This window comes from Rhodopseudomonas parapalustris (assembly GCF_053772255.1).
In genome coordinates this window covers 40,864-60,105 of the sequence record NZ_JAMKBZ010000023.1, presented here as the reverse complement: position 1 = coordinate 60,105, position 19,242 = coordinate 40,864, and the positions used below count along the sequence as shown (strand labels likewise).

Genomic DNA, 19,242 nt, shown 5'->3' with positions numbered 1-19,242 from the left:
GCGCCCCGCGAGGCGCCTGTCTGCTGATCATCGGGGCAGTCGACCGCGAAACGAGCCCGCGAGCGACCATGCCTCGGTTAGTGCCAGTCGCGGATATCGACGAAGTGGCCGGCGATCGCGGCGGCGGCGGCCATTGCGGGCGACACCAGATGGGTGCGGCCCTTGAAGCCCTGACGGCCCTCGAAATTGCGGTTCGAGGTCGAGGCGCAGCGCTCTTCCGGCGCCAGCTTGTCGGGGTTCATGGCGAGGCACATCGAGCAGCCGGGCTCGCGCCATTCGAAGCCGGCCTTGATGAAGATCTTGTCCAAACCTTCGGCCTCGGCCTGCTCCTTCACCAGGCCGGAGCCCGGCACGATGATGGCGTTGACGTTGGCGTTGACGGTCTTGCCCTCGGCGACCTTCGCCGCGGCGCGCAGATCTTCGATACGGCCGTTGGTGCAGGAGCCGATGAACATCCGGTCGATCTTGATGTCGGTGATCTTGGTGCCCGGGGTCAGACCCATATAGGCCAGCGCGCGCTCCTTGGAGAGCCGCTTGGCTTCATCGGCGATCTCGGCCGGGTTCGGCACGCGGCCGGTGACCGAGATCACGTCCTCAGGTGACGTGCCCCAGGTGACGATCGGCGGCAGCGCGGCGGCGTCGAGCCTGAGCTCGTGATCGAAATGCGCGCCGTCGTCGGAGCGCAGCGTGTCCCAGTAGCGCATCGCCGCGTCCCAGGCCTCGCCCTTCGGCGCCAGCGGACGGCCCTTCAGGAATTCGTAGGCGCGCTCGTCCGGCGCGATCAGGCCGGCGCGGGCGCCGCCTTCGATCGACATGTTACAGACGGTCATGCGGCCTTCCATCGACAGCGACCGGATCGCGTCGCCGGCGTATTCCAGCACGTAGCCGGTGCCGCCCGCGGTGCCGATCTCGCCGATGATCGCCAGGATCACGTCCTTGGCGGTGACGCCGTCCGGCAATTGGCCGTCGACCGTCACCCGCATGTTCTTGGCCTTCTTCTGGATCAGCGTCTGGGTCGCCAGCACATGCTCGACCTCGGAGGTGCCGATGCCGTGCGCCAGCGCGCCGAACGCCCCATGGGTCGAGGTGTGGCTGTCACCGCAGACGATGGTGGTGCCGGGCAGCGTGAAGCCCTGCTCCGGGCCGATGACGTGGACCACGCCCTGACGCTTATCGAATTCGTTGTAGTAGGTGATGCCGAAGTCGCGGGCGTTCTCGGCCAGCGCGGCGATCTGCTCGGCGCTCTCCGGATCCGGATTGGGCTTGGAGCGATCGGTGGTCGGCACGTTGTGATCGACCACCGCCAGCGTCTTCTCCGGCGCGTGCACCTTGCGGCCCGCGGTGCGCAGACCTTCGAACGCCTGCGGCGAAGTCACTTCGTGCACCAGATGGCGGTCGATATACAGCAGGCAGGTGCCGTCTTCGGCCTCGTGGACCAGATGGTCGTTCCAGATCTTGTCGTACAGCGTGGTGGGCTTGGCGGACATGGTGTCGGGTCCTTCGGAAGGATCTTTGAATTGTCGAAGTGAGGTCGATCGCGCGGCGGGCGGGCGCCGCGGGCCGATCAACTAATCAGCGCGGCCGTGGTCAGACGGCCGAAAAACCGCCACGGCAGGCGGCTGCGGTCGTCGAGCACAATCTTCGCGGCGCGGCGGCGATTTGGAAACATTCCACCCATATAGCACGTCGCGACCGGCCGACAATGTTTCGCCGTGCAGGCCGGCGCGCAGCGCAGGCGCAACAAAAAAGCGCGACCCGAAGGCCGCGCTTTCGAAACACCGAATCTCGAAGCGCCGATTACTCGGCGGCGGCGACCGCAGCGGTGCGGTCCTGCTTCTTCTCGACGATGCGGGCCGACTTGCCGCGCAGGTTGCGCAGGTAATACAGCTTGGCGCGACGCACCTTGCCGCGGCGCACCACCTTGATCGAGTCGATCATCGGCGACAGCAGCGGGAACACGCGCTCGACGCCCTCGCCGTAAGAGATCTTACGGACGGTGAAGCTCTCGTTGATGCCGCCGCCGGAGCGGCCGATGCAGACGCCTTCGTAGGCCTGCACGCGCGAACGCTCGCCTTCGACGACCTTCACGTTGACGATCACGGTGTCACCGGGACCGAACTCCGGAATCGTCTTGCCGGCCGACAGCTTGTCGAACTGCTCTTTTTCGAGCGTCTGAATCAGGTTCATCGATAATTCTCCATCGGCGGCGCGCCCGACCATCCCGGCGCGGGCTGCGCAAAGATCCATTGTCCTGCCATTGCACGGATTTGGCGGTGCTATACGGCAATCTTGGGGGTTTGTCACCCGTCCGTCTTGTTTTTTGGCGTTTTTTGCGATTCGCCCTTTGCCCGAATGGTTTGCGCCGGCCTGGCGGCCCACAAATCCGGCCGCCGGGCCCTGGTCAGGGCCTCTGCTTCGCCGAGCCGCCACGCCGCGACCCGGGCGTGATCGCCCGACAGCAGCACATCGGGGATCGGGCGTCCCTCGAAACTTTGCGGCCTGGTGTATTGCGGATATTCGAGCAGACCGGCCGAAAAGCTCTCGTCGGTCGAGGATTCCAGCTTGCCCATCACGCCCGGCAGCAGGCGGACACAGGCGTCGATCAGCGTCATCGCGGCGATCTCGCCGCCCGACAGCACGTAGTCGCCGATCGAAACCTCCTCCAGCCCGCGCGCATCGATCACCCGCTGGTCGATGCCTTCGAACCGGCCGCAGACGATCAGCGGCCCGGGGCCGGCGGCCAGCTCGGCGACCCGGGCCTGGGTCAACGGCCCGCCGCGCGGGCTCATCACCAAACGCGGGCGATCCGCGGCGGCGTCCACCGCGTCGATTGCGGCCGCCAGCACGTCGGCGCGCAGCACCATGCCGGGGCCGCCGCCCGCCGGGGTATCGTCGACGCTGCGGTGTCGGTCAGTGGCCGAATCCCGGATGTCGCGCGCCTCCAGCCCCCACAGCCCGGACGCCAGCGCCCGCCCCGCCAGGCTGACGCCGAGCGGGCCGGGAAACATCTCCGGAAACAGGGTGAGGACAGTGGCGCGCCAGGTCATGGTCTCAGCAATGCCTCGTCATGCCCGGGACAAGCCCGGGCATGACGGCTGTATCGTTTTGGAGGCTCACGCTTCCGGATGGTTCGGCGTGTCGCCTTCGATCTCGTTCGGCGGTTCGATCACCACCTGGCCGGCAGCGAGGTCGACGGTCGGCACCACTGCGTTGGTGAACGGCAGCAGCAGCGTCGGGCCGGACGGCGGCGCGATTTCGATGATGTCGCCGGCGCCGAAATTATGGATCGCCACCACCTTGCCGAGCGCGCCGCCCGCCGTGGAGACGGCGGCGAGCCCGATCAGGTCGGCGTGGTAATACTCGTCGGCCTCGGTCGGCGGCAGCTTGTCGCGTGCCACATAGAGCTCGACGCCGTTGAGCCGTTCGGCCTCGTCGCGCGTGGTGACGCCCTTCAGCGTCACCACCAGATGGCTCTTGGCCTCGCGCGCGCTCGCGATTTCGAACTGGCGCGTGCCGTCCTTGGTCACAAGCGGACCGTAGTCGGCCACGGCGAACGGATCGGCGGTGAAGCTCCACAGCCGCACCGCACCGCGCACGCCATGCGGCGCGCCGATCCGGGCGACACAGATGAGCCCGGACGGCATCAACCGCCCCGCTTACTTGCCGTCGGCGGCCTTGCGCTCCTTGCGCGGCACCGCCTTCTCGGGGTTGTTGCGGGTTTCACGCTTGCGGACACCGGCGGTGTCGAGGAAGCGGGCGACGCGGTCCGACGGCTGCGCGCCCTTGGCGAGCCAGTCCTTGACCTTGTCGAGGTCGAGCTTCAGGCGGGCTTCGTTGTCTTTCGCCATCAGCGGGTTGAAGTAGCCCAGGCGCTCGATGAAGCGGCCGTCGCGCGGAAAGCGCGAGTCGGCGACGACGACATGATAGAACGGGCGCTTCTTGGTACCAGCGCGCGCGAGGCGGATGACGACGGACATTGCGGATCTCCTAGGTGGGGGTTCGTGTGTGTTGGTATTTCGAAAGTCTTCAGCCCGTCATTCCGGGGCGCGCGCCAGGCGCGCGAACCCGGAATTCCGAGGTGTTCTGGAGCCGAGATTCCGGGTTCGCGAGCTCGCGCCCCGGAATGACGACAAAAGCAAAATCGCGCGGCTCATTTCTTCTTCCCGAATCCCGGGAAGCCGCCGAGGCCGGGCAGAGTCGGCTTGCCGGACAGGCCGGTGAGGCCGGGCAGGTTGGGCATGCCGCCGCGCAGCGAGGCGGGCAGGTCCTTCGGCAGCTCCGGGAGGCCCTCGGGCATGTCGCCGCTCTTCATCTTTTCCTGCATCGCCTTGATCTCGTCGGGCGAGGGCAGACCGCCGCCGAAGCCCATCGCCTTGGCGAAGCCGGCCATCGGGCCACCCTTGCCGCGGCCCACGGCCTTCATCATGTCGGCCATGTTGCGATGCATCTTCAGCAGCTTGTTGACGTCCTCGACCTTGATGCCGGCGCCGGCAGCAATGCGCTTCTTACGGCTGGCCTTGAGGATGTCGGGGTTCTTGCGCTCCTCGCGGGTCATCGAATCGATGATCGCGACCTGGCGCTTGAGCACCTTGTCGTCAATGCCGGAGGCGGCGATCTGGTTCTTCATCTTGGAGATGCCGGGCATCAGACCCATCAGCCCGCCGATGCCGCCCATCTTGGTCATCTGCTGCAACTGATCGCGCAAGTCGGTGAGATCGAACTTGCCCTTGCGCATCTTTTCGGCGACAGCGGCGGCCTTTTCGGCATCCAGCGTCGCGGCGGCCTTTTCGACCAGCGAGACGATGTCGCCCATGCCGAGGATGCGGCTGGCGATCCGGCTCGGATGGAAGTCTTCGAGCGCATCGGTCTTTTCGCCGGTGCCCATCAACTTGATCGGCTTGCCGGTGACGGCGCGCATCGACAGGGCGGCGCCGCCGCGGCCGTCGCCGTCGATACGGGTCAGCACGATGCCGGTGAGGCCGACGCGCTGATCGAACGCACGGGCGAGATTGACGGCATCCTGACCGGTCAAGCTATCAGCGACCAGCAGCACTTCGTGCGGATTGGCGGCGGCTTTGATCTCGGCCGCCTCAGTCATCATCTCTTCGTCGAGCGTGGTGCGGCCGGCGGTATCGAGCAGCACGACGTCATAGCCGCCGAGCTTGCCGGCTTCCATCGCGCGCCGGGCGATATCCGGCGGCTGCTGACCGGCGACGATCGGCAGCGTGTCGATCTCGAGGTCGCGGCCGAGCACTGCGAGCTGCTCCATGGCGGCCGGACGATAGACGTCGAGCGAGGCCATCAGCACCTTGCGCTTGTCGCGCTCGGTCATGCGGCGCGCCAGCTTGGCGGTGGTGGTGGTCTTACCCGAGCCCTGCAGACCGACCATCATGATCGGCACCGGCGGCACCGCGTTGAGGTCGATCGACTGGACTTCCGAGCCCAGCGTAGCGATCAGCTCGTCATTGACGATCTTGACCACCATCTGGCCGGGCTTGACCGACTTGACGACGGTGGCGCCGACAGCCTGCTCGCGGACCCGCTCAGTGAACGAGCGCACCACTTCGAGCGCGACGTCGGCCTCCAGCAGCGCGCGGCGGATTTCGCGCATCGCCGCATCGACATCGGCCTCGCTGAGCGCACCGCGCCCGGTCAGCCGATCGAGAATACCGCCCAGCTTATCCGAGAGATTATCGAACATCGGCCCAATTCCAGCGACGGCCTTCCGGCGAAAGGCCTACAAAACCAAACACTTATGGCGCCCGAGGGCGCATCGCGCTGTCGGACGTTGACCTCCGGCCTCACAGGACCGGGCGGCGGTTCGAAAAGAGCACTTTTCGAGATTTCGGCGGCATCAATACGCGACATCGCCCCGAAGTCAAGAAATCCGGCGCTTCAGCGCCTCGGAGGGACTCCCGACTGGGCGGAAAAGCGCTATATTTCGTGAACTTAACGAGGTCCAAGGCGATGAAGCACGTCAGTCTGGCAGATGCGCGGGCCAACATTGCGAAACTGCTCGACGAAGTCGAGCGCGGCGAAACGGTGACGATCAGCCGTGAGGGTGTCAGCAAGACCGAACTGGAGCCGCCGTTCGACGAGGAGCGAAGAGAGGCAGCTCGCCAAGCGATTGAAGGCATCCGTGCATTCCGGAGCAGCGCAGCTCGGGCGACGATCGACGAGATCATTGCTTGGAAGAACGAAGGTCGCGAATAGCTATGCCATTCGTGATCGATGTCTCGCTCATGGCCGTTTGGCACTTCCCGGACGAGCGAGACTCGACGGCTGATGCGGCTCTTGCGAGGCTCGAGCATGAGGGTGGGGTTGTGCCCCTAATCTGGTGGTTCGAGGTCCGCCAAGTCCTCTTGAAAGGTGAGCGCCGGAGCCGAACGGGTCCGGAGCAATCAGCTCGATTCCTGGCATTCCTCGATAATCTCCCGCTCCGCATTGCGCCGCTGCCTGACGACGATGCGGTCATGCGGCTTGCGCGGCGCCATCAGCTCAGCTTCTACGACGCCGCCTATCTCGAACTGGCGCAGCGCGAGCGGATCGGGCTGGCAACGCTCGACGCGGCGCTGGTCCGGGCGGCGACCGCCGAAGGCGTGGCGCTGGTCGGCGCATGAGCGGATGAACGCGATCACACGCCGCCGCCTGCTGGCGACTGCTGCCGGCCTTGCCGCCACGGCCGGGCTTTCCTCCCTCTGGATCTCCCGCATGACCTATTACCAAGGCCCGGTCACCGATCACTTCGATGGCACGCGGTTTTTCGATCCCGACGGCGCGCCGCCGAAGAGCTTCCTCGACGTGCTGCGCTGGCGGTTCAGCCACAAGCCGGCGCAATGGCCGGACTGGGCGCCGAGCCCGTTTGCCGACACCCCGCCGCCGCGCATCGACGGCGCAGGGGTACGGCTCGTTTATGTCGGGCACGCGAGCTGGCTGATCCAGACCGGCGGGCTCAACATCCTGATCGATCCGGTGTGGTCGGAGCGGGTGTCGCCGGTCTCATTCGCGGGGCCGAAGCGGCACAACGATCCGGGCATCGCGTTCGATAAGCTGCCGGATATCGACGTGGTGCTGGTGTCGCACGGCCATTACGACCATCTCGATCTCGCGACGCTGTCGCGGCTCGCCGCCGCGCATACGCCGCGGGTGATCACGCCGCTCGGCAATGATCTGACGATGACCGCGCACGACGATGCGATCCGCGCCGAGGCCTACGATTGGAGCGACCGGGTCGCGCTGAACGAACGCGTCGCGGTGACGCTGGTGCCGACCCGGCATTGGACCGCGCGCGGCCTGTTCGACCGCAATCGCGCGCTGTGGGCGAGCTTCGTGCTCGAAACGCCGGCCGGCAGGATCTACGTCGTGTGCGATTCCGGCTATGGTGAGGGGCGGCACTTTCGCCGCGTCCGCGATGCGCATGCGCCGCTGAAGCTGGCGATCCTGCCGATCGGCGCCTACGAGCCACGCTGGTTCATGCAGGATCAGCACATGAATCCGGCCGACGCGGTGAAGGCACTGGCCGACTGCGGCGCCGAGCGGGCGCTCGCCAATCATCACGGCACTTTCCAGCTCACCGACGAGGCGATCGACGCGCCCGAGCAGGCGCTGTATACGGCCCTCGACGCAGGGGGCATGCCGCGCGAACGGTTTCCGGTGCTGAAGCCGGGACAGGTGTTCGAGCTTTGAGGGCCGCGCTCAGCGCGTCTTGAAGGCCCAGTTCACCGTCACCGACACGTTCAGGGTTTGCTCGCCCGGCGCGACCTGAGCACCGGCGGCAAAATCGGCCGCCATCTTGCGCATCGGCATCACGACCGGCCCGGAATCTTCCGCGATAGACAGCGGCGCCTCGAGCGTCAGGCCGGCGGCGCGCGCGTAGACCTCCGCTTTGCGGCGCGCGTCGGCGATCGCTTCGGTCCGCGCTTCGTCGAGCAGCTTCGAGGAATCGCTGACGCCGAAGCTGATGCCGCGGACCTCGTTGGCACCAGCCGTCATCAGCCGGTCGAGAATGCCCGCGACCGCCGCAATGTCGCGGACCTTCACCGAGACAATGTTCTTGGCCACATAGCCGGTGATCTCGGTCGGGCCGGGCCGGTCTGCATATTGCGGTTGCAGCGACAATTGCGAGGTCTGGATATCCTTGGGGTCGATGCCGGCGTTCTTCAGTTCCAGCAGCACCTTGCCCATTGCAAGGTTGGTGGCTTCCGCCGCCGCGCGAGCGGATTTGGCGAAGTTCGATACCCCGGCCTCGATCCCGGCGATGTCGGGCGCGACCGATTTGTGGGCTTCGCCACGCACGACGATTCCCGGCGGCGGCGCGTCCTGGGCGCGGGCCGGAAGAGCGACGAGCAGGCAGGCGGCGACGGCAGTGGAGACAGAGAGGAGCTTTTTCATTTCATCGGCACGTAAACGTTGATCACCAGTTTGTCTTCGGCGGTCTTCAGCGGGTCGGTGATGTACTCCTCGATGAAGGTGTCCTTGGCCTCGAGCTTCTTGTCGTCGAGGAAGTTGGTGATCGCCTCGTAAGTGTTGTCCATATTGTCGTAGGAACCGCGGTGGACGAACTTCAGCGCCTTGCCGTCGGGCGATTTGCCGATGCTCATCGACTTGGCGAGGTTCTTCGGCTCCTGCGGCACCGGCACTTCGGCCTGGAAGGTGAACCCGGTATCGTCGGTCGAGGTGTAGACGATCATCGGATTTCCATTGGGCACGATGCCCTGCTTGTCGAGCAGCGCGGTCAGCGACTTGAACGCATCCATCAGGCTGTCGAAGGCGTTGTCCCAGGTCGCCTTGCTCTTCAGAATCACCACCGTCTTCGGCTCCAGCGTGGTCTCTTCGCCGAACGGATCGGCGGTCTGGACCGGCGCGGGAGTAGCCGGCGCGGCCGGTGTCTGGGCCGCCGATGGCGCCTGCGGTGAGGTGGGCGCTGGCGTCACGGCCGGGGCTTCGCTGGCGGACGGCGGCGAGGCAGGGGCGGTGGGCGTAGCAGGAGGTGAGGCTGGCTGGGCCGACGGCGTCTGTGCCGGTTCGGCGGCCGGCGCCTTGTCCTTGGCGTCCTTGCTGGCGTCGGGCGCGGTTTGGGCCGATGCGCCGGCGATCCCGAGCGTCAGCACCAGCGCCGGCACGAGCCCGATACGCGTCAGACCAAACAGGCAGGGGCGTTCCATTCCATGTCTCCCAAGGCCGCAGCGAACGACGCCCGACCTTCCCGCGTGGTGCAGCGTCGGCCGTTGCGCGAGTCGCCGAGTCGAGCGCCTTCTCATAGCATCCGATCCGCGACGTCGTCCCGTCCCGGCGAGGCATGCGACGGCGGTGTGGCTTCCCTGTGGCCGGACGGCGCTTCCGGCGACGGACTGGCCAAACCAGCCGGGGTTCGCCATATAGGCGCGGCGAGGACGAGAGCATGAGCGCGCTGGACAACCGCCTGTTCGCCAAGATGAACGGCATCGGCAACGAGATCGTGGTGGTCGACCTGCGCGATCAGCCGGCACCGGTGACGCCGGCAGATGCGCGGGCGGTGGCGGCGCATGTGCCCTACGATCAGCTCATGCTGCTGCAGCCGGCCCGGTTGCCCGGCACCGAAGCCTTCGTCCGGATCTACAACAATGACGGCTCCGAATCCGGCGCCTGCGGCAATGGCATGCGCTGCGTCGCGCGGCAGATGTTTGCAGCCACCGACAAGAACGGCCTGACCTTCGAGACCCGCGCGGGCCTGCTGAATTGCTGGCGCGGTCCGGCCGACGGCCTCTACACCGTCGACATGGGTGAACCGAAATTCGGCTGGCAGGACATCCCGCTGGCCGAGGAATTTCGTGACACCCGCATGATCGAATTGCAGATCGGCCCGATCGACGCGCCGGTGCTGCATACGCCTTCAGTGGTCAGCATGGGCAACCCACACGCGATCTTCTGGGTCGACGATGTCGACGCCTACGATCTTACTAGGCTCGGACCGCTGCTGGAGAACCATCCGATCTTCCCAGAGCGCGCCAACATTACGCTGGCCCACATCGTCGATCGCCAGCACATCACGATGCGGACCTGGGAGCGTGGCGCCGGCCTGACCAAGGCGTGCGGCTCCGCCGCCTGCGCCACCGCGGTCGCGGCCGCGCGGCTGAAGCGGACCGATCGGGTGGTCGAGATGACGCTGCCAGGCGGCCGACTGACGATCGAGTGGCGCGACAGCGACCACCATGTGCTGATGACCGGCGGCGCCGAATTCGAGTTCGAAGGCAGGTTCGATCCGGCGATGTTCGCCGGCGCGCTCGCTTCGACCACCGCATAATGGCGGTCGAAGTCGTCACTTTCGGCTGCCGCCTCAATGCGTTCGAATCCGAATTGATCCGGCGCGAGGCGGAAGGCGCGGGGCTCACCGAGACCATCGTGGTCAATAGCTGCGCGGTGACGAACGAGGCCGTGGCGCAGGCGCGGCAGCAGATTCGCAAGCTGAAGCGCACGCGCCCCACGGCACGCATCATCGTCACCGGCTGCGCCGCGCAGACTGAACCGGCGACGTTCGCCGCGATGGCAGAGGTCGACCGCGTCATCGGCAACGACGACAAGACCCGCAGCGACGCTTGGCGAGCCGCCAAGGGCGCGCTCGACGCCAGAGCCAGTTTCGGGCTCGACACCGAACAGAAAATCGCGGTCGCCGACATCATGGCGGTACGCGAGATGGCGCCGCATCTGCTGGACGGCTACCAGAGCGGGCTGCCGCGTGTGTTCGTTCAGGTGCAGAACGGCTGCGACCATCGCTGCACCTTCTGCATCATCCCGTATGGACGTGGTAACTCCCGATCCGTGCCGGTCGGCGCGGTGGTCGAGCAGGTGCGGCGTCTGGCCGAGCGTGGCCATGCCGAGATCGTGCTAACCGGGGTCGACCTCACCAGCTACGGAGCCGACCTGCCGGGCGCCCCCAAGCTCGGCAGCCTGGTTAAGAAAGTGTTACGGCACATTCCGGAGCTGCAGCGGCTGCGGATCTCGTCGATCGATCAGGTCGAGGCCGATCGCGACCTGATCGACGCACTCGCCACCGAGCCGCGGCTGATGCCGCATCTGCATCTGTCGCTGCAGGCCGGCGACGATCTGATCCTGAAGCGGATGAAGCGCCGCCACTCCCGCGCCGACGCCATCGCGTTTTGCGAGGAGGTCCGCCGGCTGCGCCCCGACATCGCGCTCGGCGCCGACCTGATCGCCGGCTTCCCGACCGAAACCGACGACATGTTTCGGCGCTCGCTCGATCTGGTCGAGGCGTGCGGCCTGACGTTTCTGCATGTCTTTCCCTACTCGCCGCGCCCCGGCACGCCGGCGGCGCGAATGCCGCAGGTGGCAGGCGATGTCATCAAGGACCGGGCAAGGCGCCTCCGCACCGCCGGCGAAGCGGCGCTGCAGCGGCGGCTGTCCGCGGAGATCGGCGCCGTGCGAAATGTGCTGATCGAAAGCCCGACGCAGGGACGCACCGAGCATTTCATTCCGGTCGCGATCTCAGGCGCGACGCCGGGCGACGTGCAGACCCTGCGGATCATCGGGCACGATGGCGCGCGACTGACCGTGTAGGGACGCGAATTACTTCAACGTCCATACGCCGGTGTGTTTGATTTCGGAATCTTCCAGTTCCCGCGTCACCGGCACGCCGTAGCTCTCAAGCTTCACAAGTTGATCCTTCGGCAGGTAGTAACGCCCCGGATCGCCGATCAGCACCCGTGCACCTTGCGCCGCTCGACTTTGCAGAAACGCGAAGGCCAGCCCGGCGATATCCTGCTGATAGAAGATATCGCCGGCGAGGACGGCCTGCGCCCGCAGCGGATGCGGCCCGGCGAGCAGATCGTCCCCACAGACCTCGATTGCGACGCCGTTGGCCGCGGCGTTGACCAGGATCGCCTCGCGGGCAAAGCCGTCGATGTCGAACGCGGTGACACAGCGGGCGCCGGCCTTCATCGCGGCGATCGCCACCAGCCCGGAGCCGGAGGCGAGGTCGATCACGTCCCTACCGGCGACGTCCTGCGGATGATCCAGCACGTAGCGCGCCAGCGCCTGTCCGCCGGCCCAGGCGAACGCCCAGAACGGCGGCGGCAGCCCGGCCTCGCCGAGCTCTTCCTCGGTCTTGCTCCAGAGCGGCAGCGCCTCGTCGGCGACATGCAGCATCACCTCCGGCACCAACGGCACCTCGCGCAGCCGGGTGTTGGCATGGATGAAGGCGACCGGATCGACGATGGCGGAGCTGCTCATCGCGCGGTGATGGGGGAGCGACGAAGAGATGTAAAGCGTTGCTCTAAGCCAACCACGTCATCGCCCGCATCCGCGGGGATGACGTCAGAACGCGGAGCTTGCGCTCTGCACTACAGCCCGCCCATTTTGCAGACCAGCTTCCACTCCTCGGCGGTGACCGGCTGCACCGACAGGCGCGAGTATTTCATCAGCGCCATGTCGGCGAGCCGGGGCTCAGCCTTGACGGCTGCGAGCGTCACCGGGGTCTTCAGCGGCTTGTCGGCCTTGATGTCGACGCAGACGAACTTGCCGCTCGCGTCGGTCGGATCCGGATAGGCCTCGCGGATGATCTCGGCGATGCCGACAATCTCCTTGCCCTCGTTGGAGTGATAGTAGAACGCGCGGTCGCCGACCTTCATCGCCACCATGTGCAGCTTGGCAGAGTGATTGCGCACGCCGGTCCAGGCTTCGCCGGCAGCGCCCTTGGCGACCTGCTGGTCCCACGACCATACCGACGGCTCGGACTTCACCAGCCAATACGCCACGTCTATTCCTCCGCCTTGAGAGGCCGCGTCAGCAGCCCTTCGATCGCTGCATCGACGCTGAGCTTGCCGCCGAGCACGGCCGCCACCGCGGTCGAGATCGGCATGTCGATGTCTTTCGCCTGCGCCATCTCCAGCAGCACCGGCGCGGTGTAGTAGCCTTCCGCCAGCTTGCCATGCGCGGCGGACTCGATCCCTTCGCCGCGGCCGAGCGCCATGCCGAACGAGAAGTTGCGCGACTGCGGCGTCGAGCAGCACATCGTCAGGTCGCCGAGGCCCGACAGGCCGTGCATGGTCTCGATCCTTGCCCCATAGGCCTTGCCGAACCGCACCAGCTCGACGAAGCCGCGGGTCGTCATCGCCGCCAGCGCCGAAGCGCCGAGCTGCTTGCCCTCGACGATGCCGGCGGCGATCGCCAGCACGTTCTTGGTGGCGCCACCGAGTTCGACGCCGCGCACGTCGGTCGAATGATACGGGCGGAAGCTGCCGGAATTCATCGCCTGGGCGAGCGCCTGAGCGCAGGCCGCGTCAGTGGCAGCGATCGTCACCGCGGTCGGCAGACCGCGCGCCACATCCGCCGCAAAGCTCGGCCCCGACAGGATCGCTGGGATCGCGGCCGGCGCCGCTTCGGCGATGATCTCGGTCATGAACCGGTGGGTGCCGTGCTCGATGCCCTTGGCGCAGGCGACCAGCGGCGTCTTCGGCACGATCAGCGGCTGCAGCAAGGTCACGACCTGGCGCAGCACCTGTGCCGGCACCACCAGCAGCAGCGCATCGGCGCGCGCCGCTTCGGCAAGATCGCGCGTCACCTGAACCGACGGCTCCAGCCTCACACCCGGCAGAAACCGGCTTTCGCGCGCCGTGATCAGATGCTCGGCATTGCCGGGATCATGCTCCCACAAAGTCACATTTCGCCCGGCGCGCGCAGCGGTTTGTGCCAGCGCGGTGCCCCAGGCACCGCCGCCGAGCACGGCAATGGATTGGAAAGAGGTCATCGAAAGAGCTCGTTGAAGTCGTTGTTCGTGCATGCCGCGCAGGCGGGCCGCTGCCTCCCCACCGACGGGGCGGAATGAAGAGGCGCTGCGGCGAGCAGAAAGGCCACGTCGATGATTCCCTCAGAATCCTGCGCGGGTGTTGGTAAACTTGGCCGGCGCAGTGGCGTTGGCGTCGAGCAGCCAGCGCGCGCGCGGCGCAGTGTCCATGGCGTCGGTGAGGCCGAGCGCCAGCCGTTCGGCGCCGGCCCAGGCGATCATCGCGCCGTTGTCGGTACACAGCGCCGGCGGCGGCACCATCAGCGTGGTCTGCGCCTTGGCGGCGACTTCACGCAGCATCCGGCGGATCGCCTGATTGGCCGCTACCCCGCCGGCTGCGACCAACGCCTTCGGCGGGCCGAACCGTTCTTTGAACAGTCGCAGCCCGGTGCCGAGCCTGTCGGCCACCGAGTCCAGCACCGCGGCCTGAAAGCCCGCGCACAAATCGTTGATGTCCTGCGGATCGAGCGGCGTCAGCTTGCCGGCTTCGTTACGCACGGCGGTCTTCAACCCCGACAGCGAGAAGTTGGCATCCTGACGTCCGAGCATCGGGCGGGGAAACGCGAAGCGGTTGGCATCGCCGGCCTCCGCCGCACGCTCGACCTGCGGGCCACCGGGGTAGGGCAGGCCGAGCATCTTGGCGATCTTGTCGAATGCCTCACCGACGGCATCGTCGACGGTGGTGCCCAGACGGACGTAATCGCCGACGCCGAGCACCGCCACGATCTGGGTATGGCCGCCGGACGCGAGGAACAGACAGTAGGGAAATTCGACCGAGTCGGTCAGCCGCGGCGTCAGCGCGTGGGCTTCGAGGTGATTGACCGCGATCAGCGGGGTGCCGTGCACCAGCGCAATCGCCTTGGCGGTGGTCAGTCCGACGATCACACCGCCGATCAGCCCGGGCCCGGCGGCTGCCGCAACCCCGGACAGACCGGCGAAGGCCACGCCGGCCTCGTTCATCGCGGCCGCGATGATGCCGTCGAGCACATCCACATGCGCGCGCGCCGCGATCTCGGGTACGACGCCCCCGAACGGCGCGTGCTCCTCGGTCTGCGAACGTACAATGTTGGAGAGGAGCCGCCCGCTGCCGTCGGCACGACGTTCGACCACGGCGGCTGCGGTTTCATCGCAGGTGGTCTCGATCCCCAGCACCAGCAAGGCTTGTTCACTAGTCAAATTGAGCCCTTGCGTTTGCGCCCGAACCGGCGTTCTCCTTGCCTCGCGTAGCATTGCGGGGTCTTGGAATGCAATCATCCCCTTGGCGCCCTGCGGCCCCGGCAGATTGCGTGGGAGCACCGATGCAGGACGCAGCAGCGCAACCGGTTTGCATCAAGATCGTTGTCGTGCGACCGGGTTTCAACGGATTCGTTTTCATCGATCGACAGGCGAGGACGTAACGCGTGGCTTTGCTCGTCACCCGCCCGCAACCCGACGGCGACGCGACCGCGAAGACGCTGCGCGCGAAGGGCTATGATGTGCTGCTGGCGCCGATGCTGCGGTTCGAGCCGGTGCCGTGTCCCGACGACCCGGAGGCTCGGTATATTGGCGTCATCGTCACCAGCGCCAATGCGCTGCGGGCGCTCGAGGACCAGCCGGTCTTGGCTCGGCTGATGAAGCTGCCGCTGTTTGCGGTCGGCAAGCAGACCGCGCGCAAGGCGCAGGAGGCCGGCTTCGCCACCGTGATCATTGCCGATGGCGACGCCGCCAAACTCAGGATCAAGATCCGAGACAGCATCAGCGGCAAGAGTAAGAGCGCGGGCGCGCTGCTGTATCTGGCAGGCGCCGATTTGTCGCGCGACCTCGCCGGCGAATTGCGCGAAGACGGCTTCGACGTCGTGATGCAGACCGCCTACAAGATGGTGCCGGTGCCGGGTCTGCCGGGCGACGTGTGCGACGCATTCGCCGCGAACCGGATCGAGGCGGTGCTGCATTACTCGCGGCGCAGCGCGCGCGCCTTTGTCGACGCGACGCGCAGTTCCGGGATCGAGATCTCGGCGCTGGCGATTCCGCAGTGCTGTCTGTCGGAAGCGGTCTCCGAGGTAGTGCGCGAGGCCGGCGCCAATCAGGTGATGGTGGCGCGCAAGCCTGATGAAAAGGCGCTGCTCGAAGCGCTGGATCGGGCTTTGGGCCCGGCGAAGGTCAATTGACGCGGCGCCGGACTGCCGGTGCCGACGGGTAGCGACGAGGAAAATCCAAGGATGGTCGAGAACAGGCCCGAACACGAACAGGCTGCGGAGCCGGCCGAGCATCGTCAGCCGACTGCGCAGGAGACGGGCGCCCTATCCGGCGAGACCGAGACGGAGCCCACCGCAGGGGCCACACCCGACGCCGAGCCGGCACGGGGACCCGAGCAGGCCTTCGACATCGCGGCCGATCAGCGCGAGCAAGCCGAACAGTCCGCCGGACTGCCGGAGCCCGAATTCGCCACCACGACGGCTGCCGCCGATGCCACCGCCTCGGCGCAAAGCTCGGCGCCGCCGCGGAGCAGTCTCGCGTCGCTGATCCTGCCGCCGGTGCTGACGATCGCGATCGCCACCGGCCTGGTGGTCGGTGCCGCCAAGATGGGGCTGCTGCCGCAATTCCTGTCCTCGACCAGCGTTACCGCGCCGCAGACCGATCCGGCCGCACTCGATGCGCTCAATGCCCGGATCGCCAAGCTCGAAGCCACTCCCGCGGCGGGCGGCGCAGCAGCCGCACCCAGTGACAGCGCGGCGCTGGAGGCGCTCGCGATCCGGATCACCAATCTCGAACAGCGGCCGCAGGCGGCATCCGGTGGGGCAGCCACTCCCGATCCGGCAGCCTCGAGCCGGATCGATACGCTGGAAAAGACGGTCGCGTCGCTTCGCGATGATTTGACGGCGCTTCGCGGTCGGACCGATCAGCTCGCCGCGACGGTCAACGAACTGAAGCCGGCGCCGGCCGGCGGCGGGACCACCGAAGACTCAAAACCGAACGCGAGCGTTGACGCCGACAAGTCTGCCGCGCTGGAGCAGACCACCGCCGCACTGGCGGCGATCGATCGGCGGCTCGATTCGCTGGAAACCGCCGCCAAGGTGCAGGCCGAGAAGCCGGCGCGGACTCCGGCACCAGCCGAGGACAGCGCGCTGCGCCGTGCGGTGGCCGCCACCTTGCTCGACCTGAGCGTGACTCAGGGCCATCCATTTGAGGCATTGCTCAAGGCCGCTTCGCCGCTCGCCCCCGATCCCGCTGCGCTGAAGCCGCTGGACCAGTTCGCCGCGGCCGGCGTGCCGAGCGCCAAGGCGCTCGGCCAGGAGCTGATCGACCTGCTCCCCAAGCTGCTGCCCGAGAAGATCGGTGCGAACGCCAATTTCATCGACCGATTCCAGGCCAACGCCGAGCGGCTGGTGAAGATTCAGCGCTCCGACGCGGTCGAGGGCATCGATCGCACCGCGATCATCGGCCGGCTGACGGCGGCGGGCAAACAGGGCGACATCGCGGGCGCGCTGAAGGAGCTGAAAGCGCTTGCGCCGGGTGACCGCGCTCCTGTTCAATCCTGGATCGACAAGGCCGAGGCGCGCGACCAGGCCCTCGCCGCATCACGTCAATTCGCCACCTCAGCGCTCGTCGCGCTGCAGAAACCGTCGCCATAGGTCTGCCATGCTGCGCATCGTTCTGTTTCTCGTGATCATCGCGCTCGCTGCAGCGGGCGCTGCCTGGGTGGCCGACCAGCCCGGTGAAGTCGTTCTGTCATGGAACGACTGGCGGGCGTCGATGACGCTGCCGGTGTTCGCTCTGGTGGTCGGCGCCGCGATCGTCGGCACCATGCTGACCTGGGCGATCATCATCGGGTTGCTGCGCGCGCCGGGCCGCATGAAGATCGGCCGGAGCGCGCGGCGGAGCGCGCGCGCGCGTTCCGCCATCACCCAAGGGCTGCTCGCGGTCGGCCATGGCGACAGCAGTGCCGCTCGGGCCCATGCGAACGCCGCGCGGCGCCACGCTCCGCACGATCCGCTGGCGCTGCTGCTGCAAGCGCAGTCCGCGCAGCTCGAAGGCGACCGCGAAGGCGCCCGCCGGGCTTTCCTGGCGATGGCCGCCCGCAAGGACACCAAATCGCTCGGCATGCGCGGGCTGTATATCGAGGCGCAGCGCGCCGACGATCCCTACGCGGCGCTCGCGATCGCCGAAGAGGCGCTGCGGCTGCAGCCGAACTGCGCGTGGGCGTCGCAGGCGGTTCTGGGCTTCCGCTGCGCCCGCGCCGATTGGACCGGCGCGCTGGAGATTCTCGAACGCAATCTTTCGGCGGGACTGATCGACAAACAGACGTTTCGCCGGCAGCGCGCGGTGCTGCTGACGGCCCGGGCGATCGATCTCGAAGAGAGCGACGAGAGTCTGGCGCGCGACAGCGCGCTGGAAGCCAACAAGCTGGCGCCGACCTTGGTGCCGGCGGCGGTGCTGGCGGCGAAACATCTCGCCGATACGCATCAGGTCCGCCGCGCCATGAAGGTGATCGAGGCGGCCTGGCAGGCGCAGCCGCATCCCGATCTCGCGTCGACTTACGCCAACCTGAAGCCGGGCGACACCGCGACCGCGCGGCTCGGCCGCGTCGAGAACCTAATCGGCAAGGGGGCGCAGCAGCTCGAAAGCGCCGTCGCCATTGCGCGCGCCGCAATCGACGCCGGTTCGTTCAACCGCGCCCGCGAAGCACTGCAACCCTATCTCGACATGCCGACGCAGCGGGTCGCGATGCTGATGGCCGAGATCGAACATGGCGACCGCGGCGATACCGCGAAGGCGCGAGCCTGGACGCTCCGGGCGGTCCGGGCCCTGCACGACCCGGTGTGGACCGCCGACGGCTACGTGTCCGATCACTGGCGTCCGGTGTCGCCGGTCACCGGGCGGCTCGACGCGTTCCAGTGGCAGGTGCCGGTTTCGGCTCTGCCGTCCAGCAAGGCCGAGGTGATCGACGACAAGTTCCACGACGCGCTGATCGCCTCCGCGGCCGCCGAGGCGCTTCCCGCCAGCACGGCACCGGAAGCCGTGACGGTGACGGTCGAGCCCGCCACCGAGGCGCCGATCGTGACACCGAAAGACACGACCGCGGTCGCCGAGGAGCCGGCCAAGGTGGACAAGGCGGACAAACCCGCCAAGGCGAACGACGCGACGGCCGAGACCGTGGCAGTGACAGCGACGCCGGCGGCCCCGCTGTTCCACCGCCGCAAGGAGGCTGCGCCGGTGATCCCGATCGTCCGGGCTCCGGACGATCCGGGCGTCGACGAGGACGCCGCACCTGAAGAGTTCACCGAACATGCGCAGGCGCCGGCCGGTCAGAGCGGCGGCTGGCGAGGTTATCGGCCGCCACGCTGACGTGCCGGATCAACGTTCGGCAGTCCAACGGCAGAACAAAAAACGACATCGGCGGAGGCTCCGGCCGCCGGTTCAGGCGCCCTGGTTCTTGCCAATCAGGCCGCCGCCCGATATCAGGAGCCGACGTTTTCGGGCCGCTT

At 67.3% G+C, this 19,242-nt stretch carries 20 protein-coding genes; 8 read left to right on the top strand and 12 right to left on the bottom strand.

Annotated features, from left to right (window positions below; all coding sequences use genetic code 11):
* Positions 1–77: 77 nt before the first annotated feature.
* From leuC to ffh, 6 genes are all read right to left on the bottom strand, one after another.
* Positions 78–1,487, bottom strand: coding sequence for a 3-isopropylmalate dehydratase large subunit (gene leuC / locus M9H71_RS18605; RefSeq protein WP_455406420.1), 1,410 nt, complete (start codon positions 1,485–1,487; stop codon positions 78–80).
* A gap of 310 nt (positions 1,488–1,797) precedes the next feature.
* Positions 1,798–2,187 (bottom strand): 50S ribosomal protein L19, encoded by a 390-nt coding sequence (gene rplS / locus M9H71_RS18600; RefSeq protein WP_011155809.1) that lies wholly within the window; start codon positions 2,185–2,187, stop codon positions 1,798–1,800.
* Positions 2,188–2,300: 113 nt separating this feature from the next.
* Positions 2,301–3,047: a tRNA (guanosine(37)-N1)-methyltransferase TrmD gene (gene trmD / locus M9H71_RS18595; RefSeq protein ID WP_455406419.1), complete on the bottom strand. Its 747-nt coding sequence runs from the start codon at positions 3,045–3,047 to the stop codon at positions 2,301–2,303.
* A gap of 66 nt (positions 3,048–3,113) precedes the next feature.
* Positions 3,114–3,644, bottom strand: a complete 531-nt coding sequence (rimM, locus tag M9H71_RS18590) for a ribosome maturation factor RimM (protein WP_455406418.1) — start codon at positions 3,642–3,644, stop codon at positions 3,114–3,116.
* A 12-nt stretch (positions 3,645–3,656) separates the two neighbouring features.
* A complete protein-coding gene (gene rpsP / locus M9H71_RS18585; RefSeq protein ID WP_455406417.1) occupies positions 3,657–3,977 on the bottom strand; it encodes a 30S ribosomal protein S16 in 321 nt (106 codons plus the stop codon).
* A 173-nt stretch (positions 3,978–4,150) separates the two neighbouring features.
* Positions 4,151–5,701 (bottom strand): signal recognition particle protein, encoded by a 1,551-nt coding sequence (gene ffh, locus M9H71_RS18580; RefSeq protein WP_455406416.1) that lies wholly within the window; start codon positions 5,699–5,701, stop codon positions 4,151–4,153.
* A gap of 266 nt (positions 5,702–5,967) precedes the next feature.
* Between ffh and M9H71_RS18575 the strand changes: the two genes are divergently transcribed.
* Genes M9H71_RS18575 through M9H71_RS18565 form a run of 3 tightly spaced genes read left to right on the top strand, consistent with a single transcriptional unit; the run spans position 5,968 to position 7,686 of the window.
* Positions 5,968–6,213 (top strand): type II toxin-antitoxin system Phd/YefM family antitoxin, encoded by a 246-nt coding sequence (locus M9H71_RS18575; protein ID WP_455406415.1) that lies wholly within the window; start codon positions 5,968–5,970, stop codon positions 6,211–6,213.
* 2 nt (positions 6,214–6,215) lie between these two features.
* Positions 6,216–6,620, top strand: coding sequence for a type II toxin-antitoxin system VapC family toxin (locus M9H71_RS18570; RefSeq protein ID WP_455406414.1), 405 nt, complete (start codon positions 6,216–6,218; stop codon positions 6,618–6,620).
* A gap of 4 nt (positions 6,621–6,624) precedes the next feature.
* A complete protein-coding gene (locus tag M9H71_RS18565; RefSeq protein WP_455406413.1) occupies positions 6,625–7,686 on the top strand; it encodes an MBL fold metallo-hydrolase in 1,062 nt (353 codons plus the stop codon).
* Positions 7,687–7,695: 9 nt separating this feature from the next.
* On the opposite strand, the gene M9H71_RS18560 is transcribed toward M9H71_RS18565, so the two are convergent.
* On the bottom strand, positions 7,696–8,391 hold the full coding sequence (locus M9H71_RS18560; RefSeq protein ID WP_455406412.1) for an SIMPL domain-containing protein: 696 nt from the start codon (positions 8,389–8,391) through the stop codon (positions 7,696–7,698).
* The gene (locus M9H71_RS18555; RefSeq protein ID WP_455406411.1) at positions 8,388–9,164 is read right to left on the bottom strand and encodes a GyrI-like domain-containing protein; all 777 of its coding nucleotides are present in this window, start codon (positions 9,162–9,164) and stop codon (positions 8,388–8,390) included. Before M9H71_RS18555 ends, M9H71_RS18560 begins: the two co-directional genes overlap by 4 nt.
* 236 nt (positions 9,165–9,400) lie before the next feature.
* Here M9H71_RS18555 and dapF point away from each other — a divergent pair, with 236 nt between their 5' ends.
* Positions 9,401–10,282: a diaminopimelate epimerase gene (gene dapF / locus M9H71_RS18550; protein ID WP_455406410.1), complete on the top strand. Its 882-nt coding sequence runs from the start codon at positions 9,401–9,403 to the stop codon at positions 10,280–10,282.
* Entirely contained in the window at positions 10,282–11,553 is a 1,272-nt protein-coding gene (gene mtaB / locus M9H71_RS18545; RefSeq protein ID WP_455406409.1) for a tRNA (N(6)-L-threonylcarbamoyladenosine(37)-C(2))-methylthiotransferase MtaB, read from the top strand. The genes dapF and mtaB overlap by 1 nt, the downstream gene beginning before the upstream one ends.
* Positions 11,554–11,562: 9 nt before the next feature.
* Here the strand turns inward: mtaB and M9H71_RS18540 are convergent, their stop codons facing one another.
* The 4 genes from M9H71_RS18540 to tsaD form a co-directional block, all read right to left on the bottom strand.
* Complete coding sequence (locus M9H71_RS18540) at positions 11,563–12,225, bottom strand: class I SAM-dependent methyltransferase (RefSeq protein ID WP_455406408.1); 663 nt, start codon at positions 12,223–12,225, stop codon at positions 11,563–11,565.
* Positions 12,226–12,335: 110 nt separating this feature from the next.
* Positions 12,336–12,749, bottom strand: coding sequence for an EVE domain-containing protein (locus tag M9H71_RS18535; protein WP_455406407.1), 414 nt, complete (start codon positions 12,747–12,749; stop codon positions 12,336–12,338).
* 2 nt (positions 12,750–12,751) lie between these two features.
* Entirely contained in the window at positions 12,752–13,741 is a 990-nt protein-coding gene (locus M9H71_RS18530; protein ID WP_455406406.1) for an NAD(P)H-dependent glycerol-3-phosphate dehydrogenase, read from the bottom strand.
* A gap of 120 nt (positions 13,742–13,861) precedes the next feature.
* A complete protein-coding gene (gene tsaD, locus M9H71_RS18525; protein WP_455406437.1) occupies positions 13,862–14,935 on the bottom strand; it encodes a tRNA (adenosine(37)-N6)-threonylcarbamoyltransferase complex transferase subunit TsaD in 1,074 nt (357 codons plus the stop codon).
* A 242-nt stretch (positions 14,936–15,177) separates the two neighbouring features.
* Between tsaD and M9H71_RS18520 the strand changes: the two genes are divergently transcribed.
* The 3 genes from M9H71_RS18520 to M9H71_RS18510 are packed head-to-tail and all read left to right on the top strand — an operon-like array spanning position 15,178 to position 19,102.
* Positions 15,178–15,924: a uroporphyrinogen-III synthase gene (locus M9H71_RS18520; RefSeq protein ID WP_455406405.1), complete on the top strand. Its 747-nt coding sequence runs from the start codon at positions 15,178–15,180 to the stop codon at positions 15,922–15,924.
* A 51-nt stretch (positions 15,925–15,975) separates the two neighbouring features.
* Entirely contained in the window at positions 15,976–17,388 is a 1,413-nt protein-coding gene (locus M9H71_RS18515) for a COG4223 family protein (protein ID WP_455406404.1), read from the top strand.
* A 7-nt stretch (positions 17,389–17,395) separates the two neighbouring features.
* On the top strand, positions 17,396–19,102 hold the full coding sequence (locus M9H71_RS18510) for a heme biosynthesis HemY N-terminal domain-containing protein (protein ID WP_455406403.1): 1,707 nt from the start codon (positions 17,396–17,398) through the stop codon (positions 19,100–19,102).
* The last annotated feature ends 140 nt before the right edge of the window (positions 19,103–19,242 follow it).

Excerpts from the sequence above, each read along its gene's own strand:
- leuC (WP_455406420.1), bottom strand. The coding sequence starts at position 1,487 with ATGTCCGCCAAGCCCACCACGCTGTACGACAAGATCTGGAACGACCAT.
- rplS (WP_011155809.1), bottom strand. The coding sequence starts at position 2,187 with ATGAACCTGATTCAGACGCTCGAAAAAGAGCAGTTCGACAAGCTGTCG.
- trmD (WP_455406419.1), bottom strand. The coding sequence starts at position 3,047 with ATGACCTGGCGCGCCACTGTCCTCACCCTGTTTCCGGAGATGTTTCCC.
- rimM (WP_455406418.1), bottom strand. The coding sequence starts at position 3,644 with ATGCCGTCCGGGCTCATCTGTGTCGCCCGGATCGGCGCGCCGCATGGC.
- rpsP (WP_455406417.1), bottom strand. The coding sequence starts at position 3,977 with ATGTCCGTCGTCATCCGCCTCGCGCGCGCTGGTACCAAGAAGCGCCCG.
- ffh (WP_455406416.1), bottom strand. The coding sequence starts at position 5,701 with ATGTTCGATAATCTCTCGGATAAGCTGGGCGGTATTCTCGATCGGCTG.
- M9H71_RS18575 (WP_455406415.1), top strand. The coding sequence starts at position 5,968 with ATGAAGCACGTCAGTCTGGCAGATGCGCGGGCCAACATTGCGAAACTG.
- M9H71_RS18570 (WP_455406414.1), top strand. The coding sequence starts at position 6,216 with ATGCCATTCGTGATCGATGTCTCGCTCATGGCCGTTTGGCACTTCCCG.
- M9H71_RS18565 (WP_455406413.1), top strand. The coding sequence starts at position 6,625 with ATGAACGCGATCACACGCCGCCGCCTGCTGGCGACTGCTGCCGGCCTT.
- M9H71_RS18560 (WP_455406412.1), bottom strand. The coding sequence starts at position 8,391 with ATGAAAAAGCTCCTCTCTGTCTCCACTGCCGTCGCCGCCTGCCTGCTC.
- M9H71_RS18555 (WP_455406411.1), bottom strand. The coding sequence starts at position 9,164 with ATGGAACGCCCCTGCCTGTTTGGTCTGACGCGTATCGGGCTCGTGCCG.
- dapF (WP_455406410.1), top strand. The coding sequence starts at position 9,401 with ATGAGCGCGCTGGACAACCGCCTGTTCGCCAAGATGAACGGCATCGGC.
- mtaB (WP_455406409.1), top strand. The coding sequence starts at position 10,282 with ATGGCGGTCGAAGTCGTCACTTTCGGCTGCCGCCTCAATGCGTTCGAA.
- M9H71_RS18540 (WP_455406408.1), bottom strand. The coding sequence starts at position 12,225 with ATGAGCAGCTCCGCCATCGTCGATCCGGTCGCCTTCATCCATGCCAAC.
- M9H71_RS18530 (WP_455406406.1), bottom strand. The coding sequence starts at position 13,741 with ATGACCTCTTTCCAATCCATTGCCGTGCTCGGCGGCGGTGCCTGGGGC.
- M9H71_RS18515 (WP_455406404.1), top strand. The coding sequence starts at position 15,976 with ATGGTCGAGAACAGGCCCGAACACGAACAGGCTGCGGAGCCGGCCGAG.
- M9H71_RS18510 (WP_455406403.1), top strand. The coding sequence starts at position 17,396 with ATGCTGCGCATCGTTCTGTTTCTCGTGATCATCGCGCTCGCTGCAGCG.